Origin of the sequence: Seleniivibrio woodruffii, assembly GCF_029267515.1 — a bacterium.
Taxonomy (GTDB): Bacteria; Chrysiogenota; Deferribacteres; order Deferribacterales; family Geovibrionaceae; genus Seleniivibrio; species Seleniivibrio woodruffii_A.
Map to the genome: position 1 here is coordinate 171,471 of NZ_JAJUIS010000005.1, position 25,625 is coordinate 197,095.

The 25,625-nt window shown below is 49.4% G+C and carries 21 protein-coding genes; 11 read left to right on the forward strand and 10 right to left on the reverse strand.

What is annotated here, in order from left to right:
- Positions 1–3: 3 nt before the first annotated feature.
- The 3 genes from Q7P67_RS07260 to Q7P67_RS07270 all read right to left on the reverse strand — a co-directional run bounded on the left by Q7P67_RS07260 (position 4) and on the right by Q7P67_RS07270 (position 4,959).
- Positions 4–1,443, reverse strand: a complete 1,440-nt coding sequence (locus tag Q7P67_RS07260) for a nickel-dependent hydrogenase large subunit (RefSeq protein WP_303851296.1) — start codon at positions 1,441–1,443, stop codon at positions 4–6.
- Positions 1,444–1,851: 408 nt separating this feature from the next.
- A complete protein-coding gene (locus Q7P67_RS07265; RefSeq protein WP_303851297.1) occupies positions 1,852–3,858 on the reverse strand; it encodes a TonB-dependent receptor in 2,007 nt (668 codons plus the stop codon).
- An 81-nt stretch (positions 3,859–3,939) separates the two neighbouring features.
- A complete protein-coding gene (locus tag Q7P67_RS07270; protein WP_303851298.1) occupies positions 3,940–4,959 on the reverse strand; it encodes an AraC family transcriptional regulator in 1,020 nt (339 codons plus the stop codon).
- Between the two features lie 132 nt (positions 4,960–5,091).
- Between Q7P67_RS07270 and Q7P67_RS07275 the strand changes: the two genes are divergently transcribed.
- Positions 5,092–6,141, forward strand: a complete 1,050-nt coding sequence (locus Q7P67_RS07275; RefSeq protein WP_303851299.1) for a helix-turn-helix transcriptional regulator — start codon at positions 5,092–5,094, stop codon at positions 6,139–6,141.
- An 84-nt stretch (positions 6,142–6,225) separates the two neighbouring features.
- Complete coding sequence (locus tag Q7P67_RS07280; protein WP_303851300.1) at positions 6,226–8,295, forward strand: TonB-dependent receptor; 2,070 nt, start codon at positions 6,226–6,228, stop codon at positions 8,293–8,295.
- A 60-nt stretch (positions 8,296–8,355) separates the two neighbouring features.
- On the opposite strand, the gene Q7P67_RS07285 is transcribed toward Q7P67_RS07280, so the two are convergent.
- The 5 genes from Q7P67_RS07285 to Q7P67_RS07305 all read right to left on the reverse strand — a co-directional run bounded on the left by Q7P67_RS07285 (position 8,356) and on the right by Q7P67_RS07305 (position 15,365).
- The gene (locus Q7P67_RS07285; RefSeq protein WP_303851301.1) at positions 8,356–9,558 is read right to left on the reverse strand and encodes an MFS transporter; all 1,203 of its coding nucleotides are present in this window, start codon (positions 9,556–9,558) and stop codon (positions 8,356–8,358) included.
- Between the two features lie 11 nt (positions 9,559–9,569).
- The gene (locus tag Q7P67_RS07290) at positions 9,570–10,811 is read right to left on the reverse strand and encodes an MFS transporter (protein WP_303851302.1); all 1,242 of its coding nucleotides are present in this window, start codon (positions 10,809–10,811) and stop codon (positions 9,570–9,572) included.
- Entirely contained in the window at positions 10,804–12,594 is a 1,791-nt protein-coding gene (locus Q7P67_RS07295) for an ABC transporter ATP-binding protein (protein WP_303851303.1), read from the reverse strand. The genes Q7P67_RS07290 and Q7P67_RS07295 overlap by 8 nt, the downstream gene beginning before the upstream one ends.
- Positions 12,581–14,374 (reverse strand): ABC transporter ATP-binding protein, encoded by a 1,794-nt coding sequence (locus tag Q7P67_RS07300; protein WP_303851304.1) that lies wholly within the window; start codon positions 14,372–14,374, stop codon positions 12,581–12,583. Before Q7P67_RS07300 ends, Q7P67_RS07295 begins: the two co-directional genes overlap by 14 nt.
- A 109-nt stretch (positions 14,375–14,483) precedes the next feature.
- On the reverse strand, positions 14,484–15,365 hold the full coding sequence (locus Q7P67_RS07305) for a LysR family transcriptional regulator (RefSeq protein ID WP_303851305.1): 882 nt from the start codon (positions 15,363–15,365) through the stop codon (positions 14,484–14,486).
- Between the two features lie 101 nt (positions 15,366–15,466).
- Between Q7P67_RS07305 and Q7P67_RS07310 the strand changes: the two genes are divergently transcribed.
- From Q7P67_RS07310 to Q7P67_RS07350, 9 genes are all read left to right on the forward strand, one after another.
- A complete protein-coding gene (locus tag Q7P67_RS07310) occupies positions 15,467–15,865 on the forward strand; it encodes a CidA/LrgA family protein (protein ID WP_303851306.1) in 399 nt (132 codons plus the stop codon).
- 2 nt (positions 15,866–15,867) lie between these two features.
- Positions 15,868–16,560: an LrgB family protein gene (locus Q7P67_RS07315; protein WP_303851307.1), complete on the forward strand. Its 693-nt coding sequence runs from the start codon at positions 15,868–15,870 to the stop codon at positions 16,558–16,560.
- A gap of 270 nt (positions 16,561–16,830) precedes the next feature.
- Entirely contained in the window at positions 16,831–17,658 is an 828-nt protein-coding gene (gene nifH / locus Q7P67_RS07320; protein WP_303851308.1) for a nitrogenase iron protein, read from the forward strand.
- 12 nt (positions 17,659–17,670) lie between these two features.
- On the forward strand, positions 17,671–19,239 hold the full coding sequence (gene anfD, locus Q7P67_RS07325; RefSeq protein ID WP_303851309.1) for a nitrogenase iron-iron protein, alpha chain: 1,569 nt from the start codon (positions 17,671–17,673) through the stop codon (positions 19,237–19,239).
- Positions 19,240–19,249: 10 nt separating this feature from the next.
- Positions 19,250–19,594 carry a Fe-only nitrogenase subunit delta gene (anfG, locus tag Q7P67_RS07330; protein WP_303851310.1) on the forward strand — a complete coding sequence of 115 codons (345 nt, stop codon included), beginning with the start codon at positions 19,250–19,252 and terminating at the stop codon, positions 19,592–19,594.
- A gap of 101 nt (positions 19,595–19,695) precedes the next feature.
- A complete protein-coding gene (anfK, locus tag Q7P67_RS07335; protein ID WP_303851311.1) occupies positions 19,696–21,087 on the forward strand; it encodes a Fe-only nitrogenase subunit beta in 1,392 nt (463 codons plus the stop codon).
- Positions 21,088–21,154: 67 nt separating this feature from the next.
- Positions 21,155–21,634 (forward strand): pyridoxamine 5'-phosphate oxidase family protein, encoded by a 480-nt coding sequence (locus Q7P67_RS07340; RefSeq protein WP_303851312.1) that lies wholly within the window; start codon positions 21,155–21,157, stop codon positions 21,632–21,634.
- Between the two features lie 12 nt (positions 21,635–21,646).
- Entirely contained in the window at positions 21,647–22,348 is a 702-nt protein-coding gene (gene anfO / locus Q7P67_RS07345) for a Fe-only nitrogenase accessory protein AnfO (RefSeq protein ID WP_303851313.1), read from the forward strand.
- Complete coding sequence (locus Q7P67_RS07350; protein ID WP_303851314.1) at positions 22,341–22,904, forward strand: gamma-glutamylcyclotransferase family protein; 564 nt, start codon at positions 22,341–22,343, stop codon at positions 22,902–22,904. Before anfO ends, Q7P67_RS07350 begins: the two co-directional genes overlap by 8 nt.
- Positions 22,905–22,976: 72 nt before the next feature.
- On the opposite strand, the gene Q7P67_RS07355 is transcribed toward Q7P67_RS07350, so the two are convergent.
- Both Q7P67_RS07355 and Q7P67_RS07360 read right to left on the reverse strand, forming a co-directional pair.
- Positions 22,977–23,765: an NAD(+)--dinitrogen-reductase ADP-D-ribosyltransferase gene (locus Q7P67_RS07355; RefSeq protein WP_303851369.1), complete on the reverse strand. Its 789-nt coding sequence runs from the start codon at positions 23,763–23,765 to the stop codon at positions 22,977–22,979.
- A complete protein-coding gene (locus tag Q7P67_RS07360) occupies positions 23,762–25,387 on the reverse strand; it encodes a sigma-54-dependent Fis family transcriptional regulator (RefSeq protein ID WP_303851315.1) in 1,626 nt (541 codons plus the stop codon). The genes Q7P67_RS07355 and Q7P67_RS07360 overlap by 4 nt, the downstream gene beginning before the upstream one ends.
- Positions 25,388–25,625 lie beyond the last annotated feature (238 nt).

The window sequence follows — 25,625 nt, forward strand, 5'->3', positions numbered from 1 at the left end:
ACCTCAATGAACCGAACAGGCGGTGCAGGGATCGAAACTTCTTATGACCCTGCCGACCTCTATGGAACCGCTGTCGCCGCCGAAGCGCACCGGAGTTCCAAGAACCGCCTTCTCCGCCACACCATGCTTTCCTGCTGCCGTGGGACCGAAGTTCCATGTTGACGGAACTATCATTTTATATTCGGTCACTCTGCCGTCGTATGCCTTTATGTGGTGGATGAGCGCGCCGCGCGCCGCCAGCGAGAAGCCTATGCCCTCACCCGTCAGCTTCTTTTGCAGGTCAACGTGGGCGATAGTGGGCTTGCCCAGGACGAAATCCTCAGAACGCTCGAACAGATAGTTGCATATTTTGCGCGATTCGTAAGCCCGCGCCAGAAGCCTGCCCATCACTGACGAGCGGATGGAGTTCTGACCGAATCTCGCAAGAAGCTGTCTGAATCCTGAATCGTTGGACACCGCAGCCCGCGCCAGAGGTCCCGTTTCAAGGGGAAAACCGTTATAGCGCGGAGCCTTTATCCAACTGTAAGCACCCTTTGCCGATTCGTTGGGGCTGCCGTCCGGATTGTAATATGAGGAGTTCAGGAACTCCTTAACCATCTTATAGTCAAAGGCTCTCTTTTCGCCGCTGACGATTACGCCGGAGGTGAAGAGATATCCCTTTTTGCTTTTAAGTGAATCATGAGCATAAAAGGTGTCGTATGCCCCGCCTATTCTGAAATATTCAGGGTACCGCTCCGCAAGCTCCATCACGTCAGGGATGAAAGCCTCGTTAACAAACGCCGCAGTATCGCTGAGCACCCGGTAATATTTCATAAGTGTGTCGGTGGTTATCTCCGTTGTGATTCCGCCCGGCAGAAGCGCATGAATAAAGGGCACTTTTCCGCCGATGAGAGCCAGACCGGAAGCCGCTTCGGCGCGTATCTTCAGCGTCTGAAAATAGTGCAGGGCAAAGCGTCTCGCCGTGCCTTTGTCGCGCACATAATCTCCTGGGGTTTTGTTTATGACAAATTTGGTGCCGGAAGAACCTATCCAGTCGGATATGTTTCTCATCTCCGCGTCGTTGCCGGTGTACCCGGCGGCGGCTGTGTAGTCTATATAGTCGGGGGAACAGAGATTGTAGAAATGGAGAAGGTGGTCGGTGACGATGTGCAGCCCAAGTATCATGTCCCTGAGAACCTGACCGTTGTGGGGCGGCACAACTCTGTATATCTGCTCCAGAGCGGTTATGGAGGAGATACCGTGAACCTCGTGACATACCCCGCAAACACGCTGTGCAATGCGGGCGGAATCAACGGGATGGCGGTTTAAAAGTAGCCTTTCAAGCCCGCGGTACATATTTCCGGCGATGCGCACTTTTGAGACCCTGCCTCCATCAACAACAGTGCTGACACTCATGTGTCCTTCAATGCGGCTGACAGGGTCAACAGACAATAAGTTAGACATAGAAGTCCTCTGAAAGTTGGATTACCAATAAAAAACAAATAATATTATGTGTATTAAATCAAAATCAGCATACGTTCAAAAATACTTGTGTTAAGCAACTATTCTGTTTTTTAGTAATATATATTTCAACCATTTGTCAAGAATTTTATATTATATTTCCCTATTACAGACTGGGGGCATTAGGCATAAGAAGGTTGAAAAAGTGACAAATACAAAATAATTTAATGTTTATCCACAACCATTAATGGTAGGTATTTATAACATATGACTGAAATATACTAATAATTTACATGTTATAATTTGTCAGATTAAGGCAGACAGCGAAGACATAACGGAGTTTATTTATCTATAGTTTTATTCTATCGCACAAAGAAGGCAGCCGCATTAAATACGGCTGCCTGTTATAAATCAGAATCTGTAGTTCATATTAACGCCTATTGTGCGCGGATCGCCCGCTCTGGCGTACCACTCGCCGCTCATCTCAAACGCTCTTGTGGCATATGCCTCGTCAAAGATGTTTTTCGCCCAGAGATATACGTCGAACTTCTCGGTTTCATAGCCGATTCTTGCATTTGCAACCTGATAAGAGTTCTGGTGCATTGAGTTCTCAGCGTCATACTCTATCTTGCCCGCTGCGGTCATTTCCGCATTCACGAACCAGTTGTTCAGAAAGCGCAAAGTCGTTCCGACGTTGTAAGTGTTCTCCGGTACGTTTGGAACCTTGTTGCCGGAATAGTCCGCTGCCGACGTTTCGTAGTCTTCAAATTCCGCATTTACAAAACCAGCTCCGGCGTATATTTCCGCCCAGCCGACGGGAAGATATCTTACTTCCGCCTCAAAACCTTTGCTTCTCGCCTCCGCCGCGTTTTCAATCACAAAGTCGGGATATGAGGGTATCTCAACCTGCATGTCCGTCCAGTCGATGCGGAAAACTGATGCACTGAGCATCATCTTCCTGTTCAGCAGTTCCGCTTTAACCCCGGCTTCATAGTTCCATGTGAACTCAGAATCATACGCTCTGCCCACGTCCGAGTTCAGGTTGAACCCGCCGCTTCTGAAACCTCTCGACGCACTTACAAACGCTCTGAAATTATCCGTGAAGTTATACGTTACGGACGCTTTTGGCAGAACAGCATCAAACGATCTGTCGGTGGAACCGTCCGTGTCGGTGTAGCCGATCATGTTTCCGCCAGCCCATCGGTAGTCGAAGTCCTTCTGCGTGTTTTCATAGCGAAGACCTGCCGTCAGAACTAATTTACCAACGGTATAGTCAGCCTGACCGTAAACAGCGGCTCCGGTGGTGTCCGTGTCGCCGTACCTCATAGACAGAACGCTGTAGGCTATCATGTCGAATCCGACCTTTTGCTCCTCTTTCTCTTTATAGAAATACAGACCGGATGTAAATCTGATAGGAGATGCAGTGCCGCCTGACACATACCTGAATTCCTGACTGAACGAATCGGTCTTTTTATAGGTGGAAAGCTCCATCATATCATATGATGTGAAGTCGAGGTCGTTCAGAGAATCGTATTCCTCATTTCTGAAATTGGTTATGGATGTGAATTTGCCGCCGCCCTTTTCATAGTCGGCTTTCAGCGACAGTCCGTATGCGTCCCGCTCAACACTGCCCGGCTGGTTGACATCAACCTCGAAGTCGCCGTCCTTTACCTTGTCAAAAGTGCTGAACTCGGCATAATTGCTGTCGTACTTCTGCCCGTCCGCTTTCAGCGATATGTTCCATGAGCTGTTCGGGACAAGGGTGAAGGCGAGCTTGCCGTCAAAAGCGGTCGCCTTGTCAACGTCATCCGAGCCGTCGGCAACGTTCTCGAAATAACCGTCGGTGGAGGTGTATTTCAGTGCTGTGCGTACATACAGCCTATCCTTTATCAGCGCACCGTTGCCGCTGAAATTCGCATCGTATGTGTCATAGCTTCCGTATGAAGCGCCAAACGTTCCGCTCCATTCGTTTTCGGGCTGTTTTGTGATGATATTGATAACACCCGCTTCGGAGTTTCTGCCGTAAATGGTGCCCTGCGGACCCCGCAGCACCTCTATCCGTTCAACGTCAAGCAGGTTTATGTCGAAACCCGGATAGTAAACGTCGTCAACATAGAAACTGAGAACAGGGCTGCCTGTCATAAAAGACGTGATACCCCGAACCGAAGCCATGTTCTCATAGCCGAGGGGACCCATTTTTGTGAGATACATGTTCGGAGTGCGTTCAAAGATATCCTTAGTCTGGGATATACCCTTGTCAGCCGTGTCCTGATCCGTAAAAACCGTGATGCCCGCCGGAACCGACTGAACGTCCTGCGACATCTTGTTGGCGGTGACCTCAATGGGGTTTAAAACCACCTCTTCCGCCGCCGCAGAAACGGCGAACAGCAGCAGCGCCGCTAATAATAATCTGCTCATTAAAAACCTCCCTTTGTTCAATAGAGCAGGATACATTCACGAACCCTGCGGATTCTACCTGCAAAGGGAGCAGAAATAATGCTAAACGGAAGGAGTGGCGCACTGGCTTCCCAGTTTCAGCTTTATATCCATAAGAAATTTACCCGGTGTAACGCCATAATGCCTGCGGAAAACCGAAATAAAATGACTTACATTGGTATATCCGATTTCCCATGCAGCCTCGCTTACACTGACGGAGCCTGATTCCAGCATCTTTCTGGCTTTCAGCATCCTCTGTTCGGTCATATATCCGTTCACAGTGGTTCCGAATATCTCTTTAAAGCCGTTTTTCAATTTAAACTCGTTGATGCCGGCTTTTCTGGCTATCTGGCAATGGGAGAGCGGCTCGAAAAGATTGGAATCTATCATACCTTTGATGTCGTAGAACTTTTCAAGGTCGCCCGGCTGAACCCCGAAAGAACCTGCACCCCTTTTAAGGAGCAGGTCGGAAAAGATTGAGTAGAGCAGACCGTTCGCAAGGTTTGCTATGACCGGACTGCGCAGTGGCGGCACATGTCTGCATTCGGCGATACTCTTCGCCGCCGCTTCAACCGCTGCCGTCAGAGGCAGTCTCGCGAACCTGTTGCGGCTGTCGGTGATCAGTGAAAATATATCCGGCGCTTCCTGAATTTTAACCCCGTAAACTCTTTCCAGTATCGTTTCAAAAACGGAAGGTTCGAAAGACAGCTTAACCATTTCAACGGCGACGCTGGCGGGTTTGTGCACAAATCCCTTTTCGATGCCGGCAGACCCCGCCATGATGTACCCGTGCAGGGCGTGGTCGAATCCTGTACTGCCATCTCCGGTTTCATATCTGTATTCCAGTTCACCTTTCAGCCAGCACTCGAAGGTGACAAGCCCGCCGCGCACGTCGAAACTGATATCAACAGTGTTGTCGGCAGGGATGCGCAGGATATAAAGTATCACTCCCGGCTGGACATACACCGTTTCAATGTACTGACCGAGATTTTCGTGCATCAGTATCGGCTCAGGAATATCAGGCACATGTCTGAAACTCTGTCCCCGTATATCCATAACAACACTGCAAGATGAACATGACATAGAAGCCTCCGTGAATAGCCGATTATAGTACAAAGTGATTTTGATAGTCAATATCATTATTCTCTTGACACATATCATGCTATAGTATGATAATTGCATGTAAATTATTACCGTCTTGCGGGAGGTTGTGAAATGCAGGAGACTTTCCCCGTTATGGGCATTGTCACGGAAAAAGACGTTGCTGTTTTCAAACTGAGAAACAAAGCGGGCAGCTACGACACAATACCTGTCAGCGACCACGCTTTCAGGATGTTCGGACTTAGCAAATACGTCGAACAACTGCATATTCAGAGCGGTCTGTACGTTTATCTTATTGACATTCCGGCGGACGTAGAACTGGTTATGGAATACGTCGTTGACGAATGTCCCATAGGTTTCGGCATAACGCTGGAATCAGACCTTCACTCCGTTTTCTATAAAAACGGAAGTGAATTCGGAATGGATACAAAAAAATCCAATTCACTCATAATTTCCAAATCCAACAATACTTCCGGCAGAACCTCCAAAAAAAAGGGAAAGCCTACACAGGCGGTCAGCATCGCATTTGACCGCAACTTTGCAAAGGTGCACTTCAGAGACGAGATGCACCTTGTACGCCACGACATGAAGGATTATTTCGAGGACAATGACAGATTCTACGAAATAAGCACACCCGCTACACCAATGATGCTTGGCGCGGCAAGATCGATGTTGGGATGCACCATCTCCTCACCGAAAAGGGAGCTTTTCATCAAATCGAAAGTTTTTGAGCTTATCAATCACGTCTTCTCCGAATTTTTTCTGACCGGTTCCGACAGTTCCAGAAAATCGGTACTCCAGCCCGGCGAGGTTGGCAAGATACGCGACCTTTGCGGGTATATCGCGGAGCATCTCGACGAGCCGCCCACAATAAGTGAGCTTGCGAAACTTTCAGGCATAAACGATTTCAAACTCAAAGCAGGGTTCAAAGAAGTTTTCGGCGTTACGGTCTACGGTTTCATCCAAACAGAACGCATGGCAAAAGCGAAGATGATGCTTGAAACAGGGGAATATTCCGTCAGCGATATAGCGTGGACTGTCGGCTACACAAACGTCAGCCATTTCATAAAGGCATTCAAGAAGCACTTCAACGTAACGCCGGGTCAGATGCTGTTCCACGTTAAAAGCGACATAACCCGAAGCCGAATAAGATACTCCGTTTAGAGCAACTTTGCATCCGCATGGGAGCAGAGAAAACCTCCGTAAAAAAGTACCGTAATGGTGCCGAAAATTTAGGAGGTTAGAATTATGAGGCATTTCCGTATTATTTGTGCCATATCAATTTTGGCGCTGTTTTCAAGCGTTTGCTTTGCAGATGATTTAGAGCTTGAAACGATAACCGTTACGGCGGAAAAAAGAGCAGAAGACGCACAGAAGGTACCCGTTCCGATGAACGTAATGACCGAAACTTTTGTTCAGGATGCAGGACTGAGGAATATGTCGGACGTCGGAAGATATCTTCCGAACATCTCTCTCGACACCAACTGGGGTATAAACCAGACGTGGGTTGTTTCCAGAGGACTCACATCAAATGACTTTCTTGCCACAAGCCCGATGGTGCTTAATGTGGACGGACTGCCCAGCGACAGCAACTTCGGATATAACTTTACTTTCGAGGACGTTGAGCGGATTGAAGTTCTTCGAGGACCGCAGGGAACACTGTACGGCAAGAACGCCATGAGCGGCGCCATTAACGTCGTGACAAAAAAACCTGACAACAACCTCACCGGAAAAATAGGTTTCACCGCGGAGGAAAGAAACACCTACAAGGCTTCCTTCGCCGTGTCAGGTCCCATTCAGAAAGACAGATTTTACTTCGGACTGTCCGGCGGATATGCGAAAACCGATGGATATCTTGACGACAAAACACCAGGTGCAAAAGAACATGTGGACGAAACTGAAAAATATCACTATGCGCTGAAACTGCGCGCCACACCTACACAGAAAACGGACATCAGCCTGAAATACGCACATAACAACGCAACAGGCGGCAACCCTCCCGTGGTCTTCTCCGACAGCCACACATACGATATCTACAGTGGTTTTGCCGATTCCGAATATGCAGATACAAAATCCGTCACAGACATTCTGCTGCTCAACATGGATTTTGCTCTGGACAGCATGAAAATACAGTCAATCACATCCTATAAGAAAGTTGACAGTGACGAAACGGTTCTAATGGGCTATCAGCAGGGCGCCTATACCATGGGAAGACAGGATTTTGAAATGCCCACCTTCACACAGGAACTGAGATTCAGTTCGACCGACAAAAGCACAATCAAATGGCTGGGCGGTCTGTACTATGACAGAAACAAAATGGACGTGAACAACATGTCCAGTATATACGATTATACGGCAACTGTTTATAGCTATGACTGGCGTCCGGAGACCGACTCCGACACTAAGGCGGTTTTTGCGGAAGCAACCCTGCCTCTGTTCTCCGATGTTCTGGCGCTGACGCTCGGCGGAAGGTATGAAACAACTCACAGAGAAATGGACTACAGGCTTGTGATGTCACAGGACGGCGCGGTTCTTTCCGACGACAGATATTCTGCGGAAAAAGACTGGTCTTCTGCTCTCGGCAAGGTTTCTCTGACCTATTCCCCGTCGCAGAAACTGAACTTTTATGCGCTGGTGTCCCAGGGCTATACCCCCGGCGGATTTAACTATACCACGGCGGCAAAAGAGTTTGCGGATTTCAACGAAACTAAATCCATGAACTATGAAGTCGGTGTTAAGTCAAAACTTTTCAATAACAGAGTAATGCTCAACGCCAACGTTTTCCATACGGATTACGACGACCTGCAGGTGCTTGAGGCTGAATATATGTCAACTATATTCTCTGTGAAAAACGCCGGAAAGGCACACGTTACAGGTGTCGAAGCCGACTTTGCCGCACGTCTTGCAAAAGGGCTGGACATTTTCGCAACGGCAGGGCTTATGGAAGCAAAATACGATGACTTTTATGTAAGCGGAGTCGATTACGACGATAAATATATGATAGGCGCCCCTAAATTCACTGGTACGGCGGGCGTTACATACAGACATTCGTCAGGTCTTGTCGGTATATTCGACATAAAACATACTGGAAAAACCTATTTCACCAAGAGCAATACGGATAAAATAGAGGATTCGTATGAGATACTTAATGTAAAAGCGGGCTATGAGTCTGCTAAGGGATACGAAGTTTACCTTTATGTCAGAAACCTGACCGACAAGGAATATTTCACATGGATGCGCGACGGCGGCGCAAATATGTCATACAACTATATGGGCGAACCCAGAACGGTGGGAATGGAAGTAAACTACAGATTCTGAAAGTAAACCTTTACGAACAGAGCCTGCGGCGCAAACCGCAGGCTTTTTTTTCATTGATGGTTAATTCTCCGCAGTCAGCTCATCGAGGTACACAACTTCGCGGCTTTTCCATGAATACAGCGTAAGAAGAACGAACGCAGCCACAGCAGCGTAAAACGGCAATGAAGGGTCTATACCGTAAAAGAGCGTGCTGAGAAGTGGTCCGGCGATGATGCCTATACCCTGTGCTGCTGATACCGTTCCGGCAGCAGCGCCCTGCTCCGCCTTTGAAACTGCATTTGCGGCGAGTGCCTGAAACGCAGGAAATATCATCCCCAACCCCACAGTGGCAACACAAAAACCTATTATCAGGCTCACTTTCGTCACAGCGAGCATAGACACTGCAAGAAAACCTATAGAGGATATGACGGCTCCGGCTTTCAGCCAGTTCTTAGGGGTCATCCCGCGCACTTTTGAAACGACAATCTGAACGGCTATAAAAGCGAAACCTATACAGGAAAGCGCAAAGCCCGTAACTTTCGCGCTTGAGGTCATATCAAGCCCCAGTCTGTCTATAACATAGAACCCCAGACAGACCTGAGATGTAACGACGCTGTACATGGTGAGGAACGCCGCAGCCATGGGCAGACGCAGTCGTTTATCGGTAATTTTCAGCGGTTCTGCCTTTTCGATATGTTCCGGTCTGTCCCTTTTCAGAAGGAAATACACGACAAGAGCTGCCAGCGCTGGCATAAAAGCTGCGGCATAAAGCGGCACCGCAAGCCCGAAAACAGCCAGAGCCCCCCCCAGTGCGGGACCTATAATCATCCCGATGCCGTTGGACGCGCCGAGAACCGCCATCATGGAAGCCCTGTTCTCCGGTGAAGTGTTGTCGGCTATCAGTGCCGCCGAAACAGGAGGAATCGCCGAGTAAAAAGCGCCTATCAGACCGCGCGTGCCCACAAGCAGGAGCACAGAAACTATCACTGCGGGCGGATTCTTAACCGCAAAACTTATAAACAGGGAAAGGAGCAGATAAGAGACTGCGAAGCCTGATATACCCAACAGGAGAACGGGTTTTCTGCCTTTGAAGTCGCTTTTTCTGCCCCAGAACCTTGCTGTGAGTATCCAAAGCACTCCCGCAAGGGCAACGGAAACACCTGCGTGCCATTCCATGAGGTGAAGTTCGCGTACGATGGGTCCCACCACTGCGAGAAACGACATCATAGCTGCGACACAAAGTACGTTTATAAAAATCAGCGGTTTAACAACATTCTTCTGCATTTTGAACCTCCTTACGATTCAGCGGTTGAAAACTCAGGCACAGGAACACTCTTAACAGCTGGTCTGTAGAGCAACGCCGACGCAAAAGCTGCAATCAGCGATAATCCCGACAGTGAAACCAGAACCGTGCCGTAGCCATACCTGCCTGCACACGCAGTCGCGACAGAGCCGGAAAAGAAACTTATGAAAAGATATATGCTGTGCTGCATCGCAAAATCCGTGGCCGGTCTTTCGTTTGAAACATATTCCATCATGATCGTATAAAAAATCGCCGCTGCCGGTCCTGCGGCACCCATTATCATAAATACGCAAAATGCAGACAGAGCGGTATTTCCATGTAAAGTAACCGGTATGAAAAGAAGCAGAGCCACAAGCGCGTGCATAGCGGCAAACCCCACCAGAATAGTTTTTTTCCCGAATCTTTTCAGCAGGGAACCCGCCATGAAAGCCGACAATGCTCCGATTGCTGTCCCCATGAAATTCACAATAAAACCTATCACATCCAGCCTTATCCCGCTGTCCACAAGAACAGGAGTCATAAGAGCATGTACGGCTGTGTACCCCATAGGAAAAATTATCAGTATCACAAGCCAGTTCAACCTTTTCCCACTGCGCCAGAACTGTATAAAATATCTCCAGTAGCTGACTTCAGCAGTCTTGTGAGGGGGAAAATACGGTTCCTTGAAGAACAATATCTGCACAAACGACAAAAGCATCACTCCGGCAAGGATATACAGACAGCTTTGCCAGCCGACGCGTGAATATACTATAAGTCCTACACCGCTTCCAAGCATCCAGCCCAGCATTGTTCCGGCGGTCTTAACCGAATTTCCGATACTCCTTTCTTTTGTGCTTAAAAGTCTGTAGACCATTGCATCGGCAACAACATCCTGTGTTGACGAAAAGAAACCCATCAGCATACCCATAACTATTATCATTTTCATATCATCAATAACGTTAAGCATGGCTGTGGCAATGAAAACAACCGCCATAGCGATCTGGAACATCATAAGCCAGCCCTTGTATTTCCATCTTCTGACAGGTGAAAACCTGTCTATGACCGGAGCCCAGAGAAATTTCAGCAGCCAGAACACGCCAAGCAGATATATGGCGCTTATAGATTGAAGAGTTGCGCCGTTTTTCCGCATTATCGCAACCAGAGCCTCAAGAAAGAAGCTGAACCCCATATACTGCGTCAAATAAAGCGAACCTATGAGCAGAAGGCTTTTTAATGTTACTCTTTCGTCAGACATTCATCCCCTCCCCCGAAGCCAGATTCCAGTTTTTAGCTCTCTGCTGTGCATTCCACATACCGGCGTATCTTCCGCCTTTTTCCATAAGCTGTGCGTGTGTGCCCTGCTCAACTATCCCTCCGCCGTCAACCACAAAAATGGTGTCGGCAGCCTTGATTGTAGAAAGCCTGTGGGCAATGACTATGACCGTTCTGTTGCGCACGAGAACGTCCACCGCCTTCTGAACAGCCTCTTCGCTCTCGGTGTCCAGAGCTGCGGTGGGTTCGTCAAGGATGACCACAGGGGCGTTCTTCAGAATAGCGCGGGCAATGCTTATCCGCTGGCGTTCTCCGCCGGAAAGACTGCCGCCTATGTCGCCCACACGGGTATAATACCCTTCCGGCAGCCTGTTAATGAACTCATGACAGTATGCAGCATCCGCTGCACGCCTGACCTCTTCGTCGGAGGCTTCGGGTCTGCCCATGCGGATGTTGTTTATGATGGTGTCGTCAAACAGGTATATATCCTGAAAAACTACCGATATGTTTTTCATCAGGGCGGTCTGCTCCATATTGCGTATGTCTGCGCCGCCCAGCCTTACCGTACCCGTCTGCGGATCCGCATATCTCATCATCAGCTTGGTTATCGTGGTTTTACCCGAACCCGACGGACCTACAATGGCGACAAGCGAGCGGTAAGGTATTCTGAAGGAAACGTTATGAAGTGCGGTCTGTTCCTCTCCGTCGTATGTGAAGGTCACGCCGTCAAACTCTATATCGAAGCCGTGGGGGCTTTTTTGAGGCTGAGACACTTCCAGTTCCTTCGCACCCAGCACAGTGCGTATCCTTTCAAACGCCGACTGAACAGTATCGAAAACGGTGGTTACATTGATATAAAGAGCGATAGGTTCCGCGAAGCGCGCCAGAGCGATCAGAAGCCCCGCCAGAATATAGACGTGGAGACTTCCGTCGCGGACAAAGAACCCGCCGAGTATCAGCACAGCCAGCAGTCCAAGCTCCACCAGCGATGTTATAAGCATTGCAGGCACGGAACCTTTCATAAGTCCCTCTGACTGAACTCTTCTCAGTTTCTTCACCGACGTCTGAAGTCTCGCGGATTTCGCACCCGTCTGGTTAACGGCACGCAGCACGGTAAGCCCCTGCGTATATTCGATTATATCCGCTTCAACGTCGGAATGTGCCTGAACGGTCTCGTATTTTTCCTCGCGGTTTGCCCGTCTGCGCCATTTGTAAAGGGGGATACCGAGCGGCATTATGATTACCATGGCAAGCCCGAGCCGCCAGTCAACAACGAACGCGGCGATGATAACCAGTAACGGTACCAGAATTATCTGTATCAGAAGGGAGCCAACAACGCCGATGTGCATGACAGATTCGTCAACGTTCGCTGAAAAAACGGCGTTCAGGTCGCCTGTGCGGTATTTATACAGCTTTTCCAGCGACATGAAGCGCAGCTTCGCGCCGAGTTTGGTTCTGAGACTGTGCGTAACCTCGACAATAGTTCCCGAATAGTCAAAATTATGAGCAAACCAGCGGCACACAACCTCCACACCCATACAGAGTGTCATGAGTCCCAACCAGAACCACGCCTTTGAGACATCCGCATTTTCTGAGAACAGGTTATACATCAGAGGCAGGAAACAGACGAAGGAAAGCCCCTGTGCAATGAACGCTATGATGAAAAGCCGGACACTTCTGCGGTATGCCGGAGCCTGTGCGCCGCATATCTCCTGTGCCTCTTTATATGTTTCGTAAACTGTGAGAAATCTGTCATTGGTCTGCATTGTTCCCTCCGTTTCTGTGCAGATCCCATGCCTGCGCATTTTCATAACTGTGCCAGAGGCGCGCATATACGCCGCCGAGCTTAACGAGGTCGTCGTGCCGCCCTTTTTCAACAGCCTCTCCGCCGTCGAAAACAACTATCTGGTCTGCATCTTTTATGCTTGAAAGTCTGTGTGCAATGACTATGACCGTTTTGTTCTTCATAAGCATTGCCAGAGCCTTGATTATCTCCTCCTCGTTCTCAGGGTCGGCAAACGCCGTAGCCTCATCCAGAACGACTATGGGCGAATTGTGCAGAATCGCCCGCGCAATGGTGATGCGCTGTTTCTGTCCGCCGGAGAGACGCACGCCACGGTCTCCCGCCATGGTTTCGTAGCCCTGCGGGAGCGACATGATAAAATCGTGTATCTGCGCGGACTTAGCCGCATTTATGATATCCTCGTCCGTTGCGCTGACGTTCGCCATCCTTATGTTCTCTTTAAGCGTGTCGTTGAAAAGGAACGTGTCCTGAAATACGAACGAAACGGTTTTCATAAGCACTTCGGTTGACATCTCTCTGATATCCGCGCCGCCGACCTTTATACTGCCCTTTTCAACGTCCCAGAATCTCGGTATCAGCTTCGCCACCGTACTTTTTCCGGCACCTGAGGGTCCCACAAGTGCAGTAACCGTACCCGCCGGAACTTTGAAGCTCACATCTTTAAGGGCGTAAGACTCTCTGTTCTCATAGCGGAACGAAACGTTTTCAAACTCCACAGACGCATCCAGAGGTATTTTGGGAGTTTCAGGTTCCCCAAGGGCGGGAATGTTCAGTATATCCTGAATACGCAGAGCACTTGCCTGAGATTTTTTGACAAAGTTAGATATCCACATCAGCGGCATCATGGCATCGGACATACCAGTGCTAAGAAGAATCGACGCTATGAAGCTGAACATATCCAGCGAGCCTCTGCTCATAAACCATATACCGGCGGCTGAAACCGCAAGAATTGTCGGCAAGGGGCTTAAAATCATCATTCCCAGCTTTGCCGGAACCCCCGTAACCCCTATCCACCTTTTCAGCACTTTGCGGTAGTTTTCCAGCGCCTCGCTGAATCTGCGGAAAGAACTTGTTCCATCGTCGAATATCCGCACCACGGGCATAGCCTGAACGTATTCTATTACTGCGGCGTTAACGCTCTCCTGACTTTTGTCATACTGTTTTCGAAGTTCCACCGAATCCCGCATGACCATGAACAGAAGCGCGCCGCCTGCGACGAGAACCGACATGGAAACAAGAGCCAGCCGCCAGTCTATGATAAACATAACTATCATGGAAACAATCGGAGCCGTGGTGCTTCTGCCGATGAAGGGCGTAGTGTCCGCCACGAACGCATGGAGATTTTTAACGTCGTCCAGCATGACTTTTTTAAGAGCGCCGGAACCGCTGCTGATGATATATCCCAGCGGAACCCGTGAAAGATGGGCGGAAATCTCAGTTCTGAGTATCTCCTCAAGCCGGAACGCACCAAGATGTGATGTGCGGAAACCTATGCTTCTGGACATATAAGCAGTCACGGTTGTGGCCACCAAAAGTATCACGCCTGTCTGAACGGACATGAGCTGTCCGCCGAACGGTTTTTCGCCTGCCAGAGCCGCCACGCAGAAGGCTATCAGCACCAATGAGATTATTGAGACTGCGGAAGCGAACCCGCCAAGGAAAACAGCGAAACGGATTTCGCCCATAACGGGGGTCATAATAGCCCAAAGCCCCCGCTTAGGTTCGGTTTTTTCTGTGTTCATTATAGATATCCCTGTGATTAAAATAATTTTACACAGAGATTATTAGACCTATGGGCACCGCATTTCTACTCGGCGGCGGATAATAAATAGCCTGAAAGAGACTGTCTTTTCAGCCCCAGCGCTTTTTCGTCAGTTCCAGCCATGCACGCGCGGCAGGGGGCATATACGCGCCTCTGCGCCACATAAGCGACATCTCCCAGAAAATAGCGGGACTGTCCACAGGTATCAGCTTTGTTTTCGGGTGTTGGTGCTGCTCCGCAATCATCCGTGGCAGAAGAGCGATGCCTAGTTTCGCTGCCACAAGCCCTATGATGAACTCTATCTGGCTGGACTGCGCCGCCGCAACAGGCGTAAACCCGCGACTCTTGCAGGCATCCATTATCATAGGGTTCAGGGCAAAACCCTGCGCATACAGTATGAAAGGATACTCTTTTAAATCGCTGAAACTTACCCTTTCCCTCTCTGAAAGGGGATGATCCTCCGCAATCAGCAGATCCATAGGCTCGCTGCGAACCTGCTGCCACTCCAGTTCATTACCGTCCACAGGCAGAAGCGACGCCGCAAGGTCAAGCTCGCCCGCCAGAAGCATCTCTTCAAGCCGTTTACCGCCAAACTCCACCATTTGTATTTCTACGTTCGGATACTTCTGACGGAACACTGCGAATATGTCCGCAAAAAGCGTATTACTGCCCAAAAGCGGAAAGCCCATGCGCAGTGTGCCCCGCTCAAGCCCGCGCAGTTCTTCAAGTTCTGCAAAAATTTGCGTTCCCTGCTCCAGCATGGCGACACCCCGCCTGAAAACCAGCTCACCAGCCTGCGTAAGCCGCACGCCATGCCCTATCCTGTCCAGAAGAAGAACCCCAAGCTCATCCTCAAGCTGTTTTACAGCCTTGCTGACTGTTGACTGGGTTGCATAAACGGTCTTCGCCGCGTTCGAAAAACCGTCCTGACGCACAACCTCCACAAAAGCCCGTATATTCCTTAGCTCCATATTTATTCCTTTTACGACTTAATTATATTCTTATAATTCATTTTACGAATAATACTTGCAAGCCTATATTTCAAGGATAGAGAAAATCATGAGGTAAAAACATGCTGAGAACTGGTTCTGTGATATTCAGGAAGCACTGCCATACAAACGTTTTCACCCAGATAGGTCTTATAATGCTCTTCTGGCTGACAGGCGATGCGGCAGTGAAAGCTGTCGGTGTAAATATCCCCGGCAGTATAGCCGGATTGTTTCTGATAGTGGCGCTTCTGACTACGAAACAGATGAGCGTGCACAGCGTGAGGCTCGGCGCGCGCTGGTTTCTTGGCGAAATGCTCCTGTTCTTTGTGCCTGCTGTACTTGTTGTCCTCGACCATCCTGAGCTGTTCGGAATACTGGGGCTTAAAATCTTCGCGGTGATACTTCTGAGCACGGCGGTGGTTATGACGGCAACGGCTGTTTTTGTAGACGTTTGCTACAGATATATAGGCAGGAGGCAGTAAAAATGTATATCATCAATATCATACTCTGGTCTGCCCTGACCATAGGGCTTTATTATGCAGGAAAGCTGTTCGGCAGAAAATTCCCCGCATGGTGGTCTTCGCCATTGTTGACCGCTCCCATTCTGCTTATAACCATTGCCCTTGTTTTCCACGTTTCATATAAGGAATACATCAGCGGCACACGCTGGATGATAACCATGCTGGCACCTGCAACAGTTGCCTTTGCAATACCTATATATGAACAGAGGGCACTTATAAGAAAGCACTGGTTCCTCCTTGCAGGCGGAGTGATCGTCGGCAGTATCACTGCGATGGTCTCAAGCTGGTTTCTGGCGGAGCTTTTCGGACTGAATGATCAGTTGAGGCTCAGTCTGCTCCCCCGCTCCCTCAGTACGCCTTTTGCCCTGATAGTTTCAGGCGAAATAGGCGGAACGCAGGGGCTGACCGCCGTTTTTGTGATAATCACCGGACTGTTCGGCGCGACCCTGGGCGAAATCCTGCTGAAATCCCTACCGCTTCAGTCTGCCATAGCCAAGGGCAGCCTGTTCGGTATGGGCGCACACGCAGTCGGCACGGCAAAGGCACACAGCATCAGCAGCGAGATAGGAGCTGTTTCAGGGCTTATAATGGTGCTTGTGGGCGCTGTGAACGTACTTGCGGCACCATTGATAGAGGCGTTTCTCCTTAACTTCTGATTTTGTACATTTTCGTACACAAAAACACGGGAATGTACGGAAATGAAATAAATATTACAATAAAACACTTCGATGTCCGTCTGATTTGTAACAAACATTACAATTTTGTTATTTTTTCAACTCATTGCCACACAGCACAAAAGCGTTATTGCGGATGAAAACACTCCTGTTTTCAATGACATAAATGGCACGGATAGTGCTTTTAATAGCTGCGTAAGACATAAAGCCGAAGACAAATTACAAATCGGTAAAAAATCAAAGGAGACGGCAATGAGCAGAAAAATTGCATTCTACGGAAAAGGCGGGATCGGTAAATCCACAACTCAGCAGAACACAGCTGCGGCTATGGCACATTTCTACGGTAAAAAGGTTTTCATCCACGGATGCGACCCCAAAGCGGATTCCACAAGACTTATCCTCGGCGGTATGCCTCAGGACACACTTATGGATCTTCTGCGCGACATAGGCGAAGACAAAATCACTGTTGATAACGTTGTAAGATCAGGATTTCAAGGTATCCGCTGTGTTGAGTCCGGCGGTCCCGAACCCGGCGTTGGCTGTGCAGGCAGAGGCGTTATCACCGCTATTGACCTTATGGAAGAACTCGGCGCATACACCGACGACCTTGATTTCGTATACTTCGACGTTCTGGGTGACGTTGTGTGCGGCGGTTTCGCAATGCCCATCAGAGACGGCAAGGCCGAAGAGGTATATATCGTCTGCTCCGGCGAGATGATGGCTATCTACGCTGCGAACAACATTGCTAAAGGTCTTCTTAAATACGCAGAACAGTCAGGCGTTCGTCTCGGCGGCATCATATGCAACAGCCGTAAAGTTGACGGCGAGCTTGAGCTTATGCAGGAGTTCACAACAGCACTCGGCACACAGATGATCCACTTCGTACCCAGAGACAACATGGTTCAGAAAGCGGAATTCAACAAAAAATCAGTGGTTGAGTTCGACGCAGAGTGCAATCAGGCAAAAGAATACGCCGCACTCGCCAAAAAGATCATCGAAAACGAAATGTTCGTAATACCCACTCCGCTGCCCATGAACGAACTTGAGTTGATGGTGGCAAAATACGGTCTCATCGACTAAGGGAGGTTGAAAATGCCCTATCATACGTTTAAATGCAGCGAAATGCTGCCCGACAGAGAGAAGCACGCAGTTATAAAAGGACCGGGCGAAGACATAACTTCCGCCCTTCCGCTGGGCAACCTGAACACCGTTCCCGGCACCATCACAGAGAGAGGCTGCGCATACTGCGGCGCCAAACACGTTATCGGAACACCCATGAAGGACGTTATCCACATGAGCCACGGACCCATGGGCTGCACATACGACACATGGCAGACAAAAAGGTATATCAGCGACAACGACAACTTCCAGCTTAAATACACCTTTGCCACCGATATGAAAGAGAAACACGTTGTCTTCGGCGCGGAAAAGATGCTGAAACAGAACATCCACGAAGCCTTCGACGCCTTTCCCGAAATCAACCGGATGACGCTGTATCAGACATGCGCCTCCGCACTGATAGGCGACGACATGGACGCCATCGCGAAACAGATCATGAAAGAACGTCCCGGTGTTGACATCTTTGTCTGCAACGCCCCCGGTTTCGGCGGCACAAGCCAGACAGGCGGTCACCACAAAATCAACATCGCATGGATAAACAACAAGGTCGGCACGGTTGAACCGGAGATAAAGAGCAAATACACCATCAACTACGTCGGCGATTACAACATTCAGGGCGACTGCGAGATAATGACCGACTATTTCAACAGGATGGGCATACAGGTAATCTCAATGTTCACGGGAAACGGTTCATACGACGATCTGCGTGCGATGCACAGAGCCGACCTGAACGTTCTGGAGTGCGCACGCTCCGCTGAATATATCTGCAACGAACTGCGCACCCGCTACGGCACACCACGTCTTGATATTGACGGTTTCGGGTTTGACCTTCTCGCGGAATCGCTCATGAAGGTGGCAATGTTCTTCGGCGACGACTGCGTTGAAAAAGCAAAAGCCATCATAGATGAAGAGGTTGCCAGATGGAAACCTGAACTGGACTGGTACGCAAAACGCCTTAAAGGTAAAAAGATATGCCTCTGGCCCGGCGGTTCAAAACTTTGGCACTGGGCACACGTTATCGAAGAGGAAATGGGCGTTAAGGTCGTTTCAGTCTATTCAAAATTCGGACATCAGGGCGACTTTGAAAAAGGTATCGCAAGATGCTCCGAAGGCGCACTGGCAATCGATGACCCCAACGAGCTTGAAGCTCTTGAGGCTATGGAGATGCTGAAACCCGACTGCATCCTCACCGGAATGAGACCCGGCGAAGTTGCAAAAAAGATACGCATCCCCTATCTGAACATCCACGCCTATCACAACGGACCCTACAAAGGTTTCGAAGGCTGGGTGAGGCTCGCGCGCGACCTTTACAACGCCATCTATTCCCCTGTCATGAACCTTGCCGCCATAGACATAAGCAAGGACGACTTTGAAACTGGCAAAGGTTTCATGACCCGCACTATGCTTTCAGATCCCGGCGTGCCGAGAGAAGAACTGCACACCGAGAATATGTACACAGGCAAGATGGACATCGTTACGCATCTCAGAGGCAAAGAATATGACTTCCCTGCGCCCGAACCTAAAGCTGATGCGGCTGTTTGAGGAGAACGATATGGAAATGAAAGAGAGAATAGCCATTCTTGAAAACTATATAATGCAGAGATGCCTCTGGCAGTTCCACTCAAGAGCGTGGGACAGGGAAAACCAGAACAACGGCATTCTCGGCATTACAAAAACGATGCTTCTGGGCGAAGAGCCGGATCTCAGCACACCGGAGCTGAAATGCTACTGGGTGGATGCAAAATGCCTTGTGGACGGTTTTAAAACCAAATTCCCCTGGGTAAATGAGATGAACAAAGAGGACATCGCAGTGATGATGGACGGTCTGAAAGAGCGCATCGACTATGTGACCATCCACGGCTCGCTGAACGAAGAACTTACGGTAAAACTGTACTGAATCGGTGAGATTGCTTCGCTGATTTCATCAGCTCGCAAAGACAGGTGTCATTGCGAGGAGTGCAACGACGCGGCAATCTCATCAGTAATTAGGAGCTAATTATGTCATGTGAAGTAAAAAGTAAAGAACGTGCCGGAATCATAAACCCTATGGTCACATGCCAGCCGGCAGGCGCGCAATACGCCAGCATAGGTATAGAGGACTGTACGGCAATCGTCCACGGCGGTCAGGGCTGCGTTATGTTCGTCCGTCTGCTGTTTTCACAGCACCTCAACGAAAACTTTGACATCGCATCCTCATCACTCCACGAAGACGCTGCGGTTCTCGGCGCGGTACACCGTGTCGAAGGCGCTGTTGACGTTCTTCTTGAGCGCTATCCCCATGTCAAGGTAGTGCCCATCATCACCACCTGCTCAACAGAGATCATTGGTGACGACGTTGAAGGCGTTGTCAGAAAACTGAAAAAAGGTCTTCTGGCAACAAAATACGCGGACAGAGAAGTTCATCTCATCCCCGTACATACGCCCAGCTTCAAGGGTTCCCAGACTTCCGGCTATGACGCTGCCGTGACAGCCTTTGTTAAGCATTTCGCAACAAAGACAGAAGAGTGCAACGGCAAGCTGAACCTCATCACAGGCTGGGTTGACCCCGGCGATGTGAAGGAGCTGAAACACCTGCTGAAGATGATGGATGTGGATGCCACCGTCCTTTTCGAGATAGAGAATTTCGACTCTCCCCTTATGCCCGACAAGAGCGCTGTCTCCCACGGCAATACAACAATTGAAGATATGCAGGGTACCGCAAACGCTATCGGCACCATAGCACTGAACAAATACGAAGGCGGAAAAGCGGCGGAATACCTACGCGATAAGTTTGAAATACCCACGATAATAGGTCCGACGCCTATCGGCATAAGAAACACGGACACATTCCTTAAAAACATTTCAAAGCTCACCGGAAAACCCATCCCCGAAGCGCTGGTGCGCGAACGCGGAAAAGCTGTGGATGCGCTTCAGGATCTCGCACACATGTTCTTCGCCGACAAAAAAGTGGCAATATACGGACATCCGGATCTTGCCATCGGTCTTGCGGAGTTCTGCCTCGACCTCTCCATGAAACCCGTTCTTCTGCTGATAGGCGACGAGAACCCGAATTATGCCAAGGATCCGCGCCTGCTCGCCATTAAAGAACACGCGGAATTTGACATGGAGGTAATCACAAACGCCGACCTCTGGGAGCTTGAGGACAGAATTAAAAACAGGGGGCTTGAGGTTGACCTCATTCTTGGTCACTCAAAAGGACGCTTCATCCCGATAGACAACAACATTCCGATGGTAAGAGTGGGCTTCCCCGTATACGACAGAGCCGGATATTACCGCCACCCCAAAGTGGGCTACAACGGCGCGGTATGGCTTGCGGAAGAGATGGCTAATGTACTTTTCACCGATATGGAGTATAAGAAAGACAGAGAGTGGATCCTCGCCATGTGGTAAGGTTTGCTTCGCGGCATCCCTTTTCACCTCGGATGCCGCTCTTTAAATATACTCAGGAGAAAGAACTATGCACCCCAACCACGGACCTATGAGAAGAAAACAGCGCCAGATAACCGACATGGCGGAGATTGCAGAAATACTTAAAAAAGGACAGGTGATGAACCTTGCCCTTGCCGACAATAACGTCCCGTTCACCGTTCCTGTTTTCTATGCCTACGACGGCGTGGCAATCTATTTCCACTCTGCCATGGCAGGCACGAAAATAGAGATGATGAAAAAAAACAGCCTCGTCTGTTTCAGCGTTTCAGTTGACACAGGCTTTGTTGAAAGCGACAAAGCGTGCGATTTCGAAGCGAAACACAGAACCGTCATAGGTCTGGGCAACGCTGTTTTTGTTGAGGACGAAGCGGAGAAGATAAAGGCGCTCGATATGATAGTCGCTCTCTTCACCGACAAGAAATTCGAATACCCGAAAAACAACCTTGCGGGAACAGCCGTAATCCGCATCGACATCGATTCCATAAAGGGTAAAAAACACGGCGTTTAATACGAGGTGTCTATGCGTCTTGCGGCATATGTGAACTCCGAAAATATCATTACGGGGTTAAAACAGGCAGGAAGCGTTAAGCTCTATGACAGGGATGAACAGGACTGGAACGAAATAGCTTATTTCGACATGGATGTGAACGGGGCGGAAGACCTTGAACATCTCCAGTCCATTATAAAAGGTACTGTGGCGCAGTTTGAAAACTGCTCCATCCTCATTGCAGAGGATATGACGGGCGTTATGAACGCCATCCTCGACAGCGTGGGTATAAAGACTTGGAAATCCGAAGGGAACGTATACGACGTTCTGGACTACGTCGCCGCGGAAGAGGAACGGGAGCTTCTTGAATCCATGGCGGTTGCGCCGGAACCGGTCTTACAGGGAAGCGAATGTGCGGGCAAATTCCACATAAATCTTGTGGAAACGCTTAAAACGTTCACCAAGCTGAACTCAAGGGAGATACTTCTGCCGTTCATGATGCGCGGAGGGTATAAAAGCCTTGAGATAATCTGTGAACACATTCCGCGCTGGCTGGAAAACGACGCAGAGAAACTGAACGTCACCATACACTCTAAAACCCTCAGTAAAAACGGGATAAGGGTGGTCGTGGTGCCGAAAGACGGCGGAGCGTCCGCCTGTTCATCATGCGCCCCTTCTGTTCCGCTCAGCTCATGCGGCGGCGGAAGCAGACGCAAAGGAGGCTGCTGTGGTTGATAACTATTCCAGAGACCATAGGCTCTATTTCGCCTATGGAGCTGATATGCTTGATAAATTCATAAAAACCAGATGCTTTGCACCGGAATTTGTTGCGGCGGCAAAGCTGACAGGTTTCAGACTCGCCTTCTTCGGCTATTCCCACATATGGGACGGCGCACAGGAAACTCTTGTGCCCGACGCAAAAGAGGAAGTATGGGGTGCGGTCTACAGAATGTCGTCATACGACGGACAGGAGATGGACGCATATCAGGATGTGAGACTTGACGGGGCTGGGCAGTATTTCCACTATCCGGTCGTTGTGACAGACGCCGCAGGAAACGAATATTACCCTCTTATGTACCGTAAGAATATACTCGGAGTGGAAATGCTCGCCTCCAAGCCCTATATGGACATCATGATTGCCGGAGCTGCTGAAAAAGGACTGCCGGAAAACTATATAGAAAGACTTAAAAGCAGAAACACCAGAATACCGAAATATGACGTTCCGCTGCCCACAATGCCCAGACGGGTTGAGTGTGCCGGATGCGACGACCTTCTTAAAAAGATAGTCTGAGAGATAGCGTCGTAGCTAAAGCTCCCCGCGAAGACAATTATTCGTCTCTGCGAGCGTAGCGTGGCAGTCTCATCAACGCATACGTTTAACGCGGTATTCACCTCCTATTATCATATATTCGTTTTCGCCCTTGAGGATGCTGCCCGGCAAAAGTCCGCTGTAGTAAAATATCTTTGAGGGCGGAACGAAAGTGCGCCACACTGTGCGCCCGAACTCCCATGCCCTTTCGGATTCGTCGGTGAAAGACACCAGATTATTAAGACGAACGATTTGCTCCCGTCCGCCGGACTCTTCCAATATTTCATATTCTTCCGCATCGTGGGTTCCCCTGAACAGCGTGAAGAGTTCCGGACGGGGGCGAAGTTTACGCAGTTCGTACTGGCAGTATTCATACAAAAGGTCGAGCTGGGAATCGATGGCGCTGGTGTGCACGCTGCCGTTCATAGCATCTGTCATATAGCTGAAATATTCTTCCGAAGAAACATCCTCTATGCAGGCTTTATGGTAAGTCGGGCTGATGCCCATACGTCTTTCAACCCAGTGTTTCAGCACCGCTCCCGCTATGGAGTTTGAATCTATCATCCATCCTTTCAAAAACCGCATATAGCTGTTGCGGATGCTCATCCGTGCCGCATCGGTGGTCTGTTCCTCCCAGTGGTGCAGGTGGAACCGCACCGACATATAGTCCATGAAAAACTGCGCACGCTCATCCCTGTTGCCGATGGTGTTCAGTTTTGCGAACAGAAAGCGGTTGTTCTCCTTTACACCCTGAATCTCTATGGTCTGAGGATTTTCGTTGAAATGCCTCGAAGCTATGACCCACGGCGGCAGGTTGCAGTAGTTGAAAGACCCGTATCTCAGCGGAAAGTCCTGTAGTCTATTTTATATTTCGCAAGCCGGAGTCCGAATATCCTGCGCGTAACCCCAAGTTCCTCCGCCGCTTCGGATATGTTGCCGCTGTGAGCTTTCAGGGCTTCCGCCAGCATTTCATACTCCACTGCGGCAAGTTTCGCCTCCAGACCGCCCTGAGAAGCCGTATCGGAAAGCACAGGTTTCTGGAGCGATGGCGGAAGGTTATACCCGTGAATGACTTCGTCCTCGGACAGTATCACAGCGCGCTCAATTGCATTCTCAAGCTCGCGCACATTGCCGGGCCAGTGATAGCTCATCAGCATATTGATGGCAGGCGTGGAGATGCGTTTGACCTTCTTTTTCTGTTCCTTCGAATAACAGGCTACAAAATGATCGGCAAGAATGATTATATCGCTGCCCCTGTCCCGCAGGGGCGGAATGATTATCGGAAAGATGTTCAGACGGTAGTACAGGTCCTCGCGGAAGGTGCCGTTTGTAACCATATCCGAAAGATTGCGGTTTGTGGCGGCTATGATGCGGATATCCACCTTTATCGGCTTGTTGCTGCCCACACGCTCGAAGGTCTTTTCCTGAAGCACACGAAGCAGTTTTGCCTGCATTGCGAGTGAAAGTTCGCCCACCTCGTCAAGAAATATCATGCCGCCGTCCGCCTCTTCGAAACGTCCTATGCGGGGAGCTACAGCACCCGTGAACGAACCCTTTTCGTGTCCGAAAAGTTCGCTCTCAATGATGTTTTCAGGCAGCGCCGCACAGTTGAATTTTATGAAAGGACCGTCCGCTATGGGACTGTTATAATGTATCGCTCCGGCAACAAGCTCTTTGCCCACGCCGCTTTCGCCAAGGATAAGCACTGTGGTCTTAGTGGAGGCTATTTTGCCTATATAATCGTAAACATCTGTCATAGCTTTTGAATTGCCGATAATATTCGATGGTCTGAACCGCTTTTTAAGAGCGTCGGAAAGGCGTTTGTTCTCCCTTTCCAGCATTGGTTTGTCAACGTTCTCCATGAGATAGAGGTCAACCACGGGGGCTATCACCCCTGCGAAGGTGGAGAGTATCTCAACATCCTGCTCAAGGAGTTTTTTGCTGTCGTAAATCCGTTCTGCGCTGATGGTTCCAAGCACCTTCTGCCCGCGTTTTATGGGTACACAGATAAATGACAGCTCCTGATCCAACCCGCATTTAAGCTCGCGGGTGCGATGGAGAAATTCCGGTTCGTCGCTTACACGGGTGAGGATTATCGGCTTGCCCGTCTCAGCAACCTTTCCCGTGACTCCTTCGCCCATATTGTAAACGCCTTTGGACTCCTCCGTTTCTGTCAGCCCGAAACTGTCGTGAAGAAAGATACGTCCCGTGCGCTGGTGGCACAGGCATATCATCCCGCAGACCATCTTCATTTCGCGTTTCATTATGCGGCGCATGATTATGAGTGTGTGTGAGAGGTCGGAACTCTCGGCTATGACCCTGCTCATCTGATAGAGCAGAGGAAGAACTTTCGCGCGGCACTCGTGGCTTTTGCACTTGTTCAGGGTGTCCACATGAGCCTTTATAATCTGACCTGTATTGTTTTCAAAAGCAGCCTGAGTGCTCTGTTTATTCCCGCATGGCATTGAGTTTTCCTTGTTCTGCTGTTTAGGGTTTTAATCAGGCGATGGGCGCAAATCTATGTATATGTTAATATCTTGCAGTATCTTTCGTGTGTCAACACTCATTTTGTTTATAAAAACGACGCAATATACTTCTAAATAATGGGTTATTCCTTATGTGGCTGATGATGCTGCAATGTTTTATTATAAAACCGAATATGCAATAATGAAAATAATAATGACAGGAAACAATGCCGTCTGA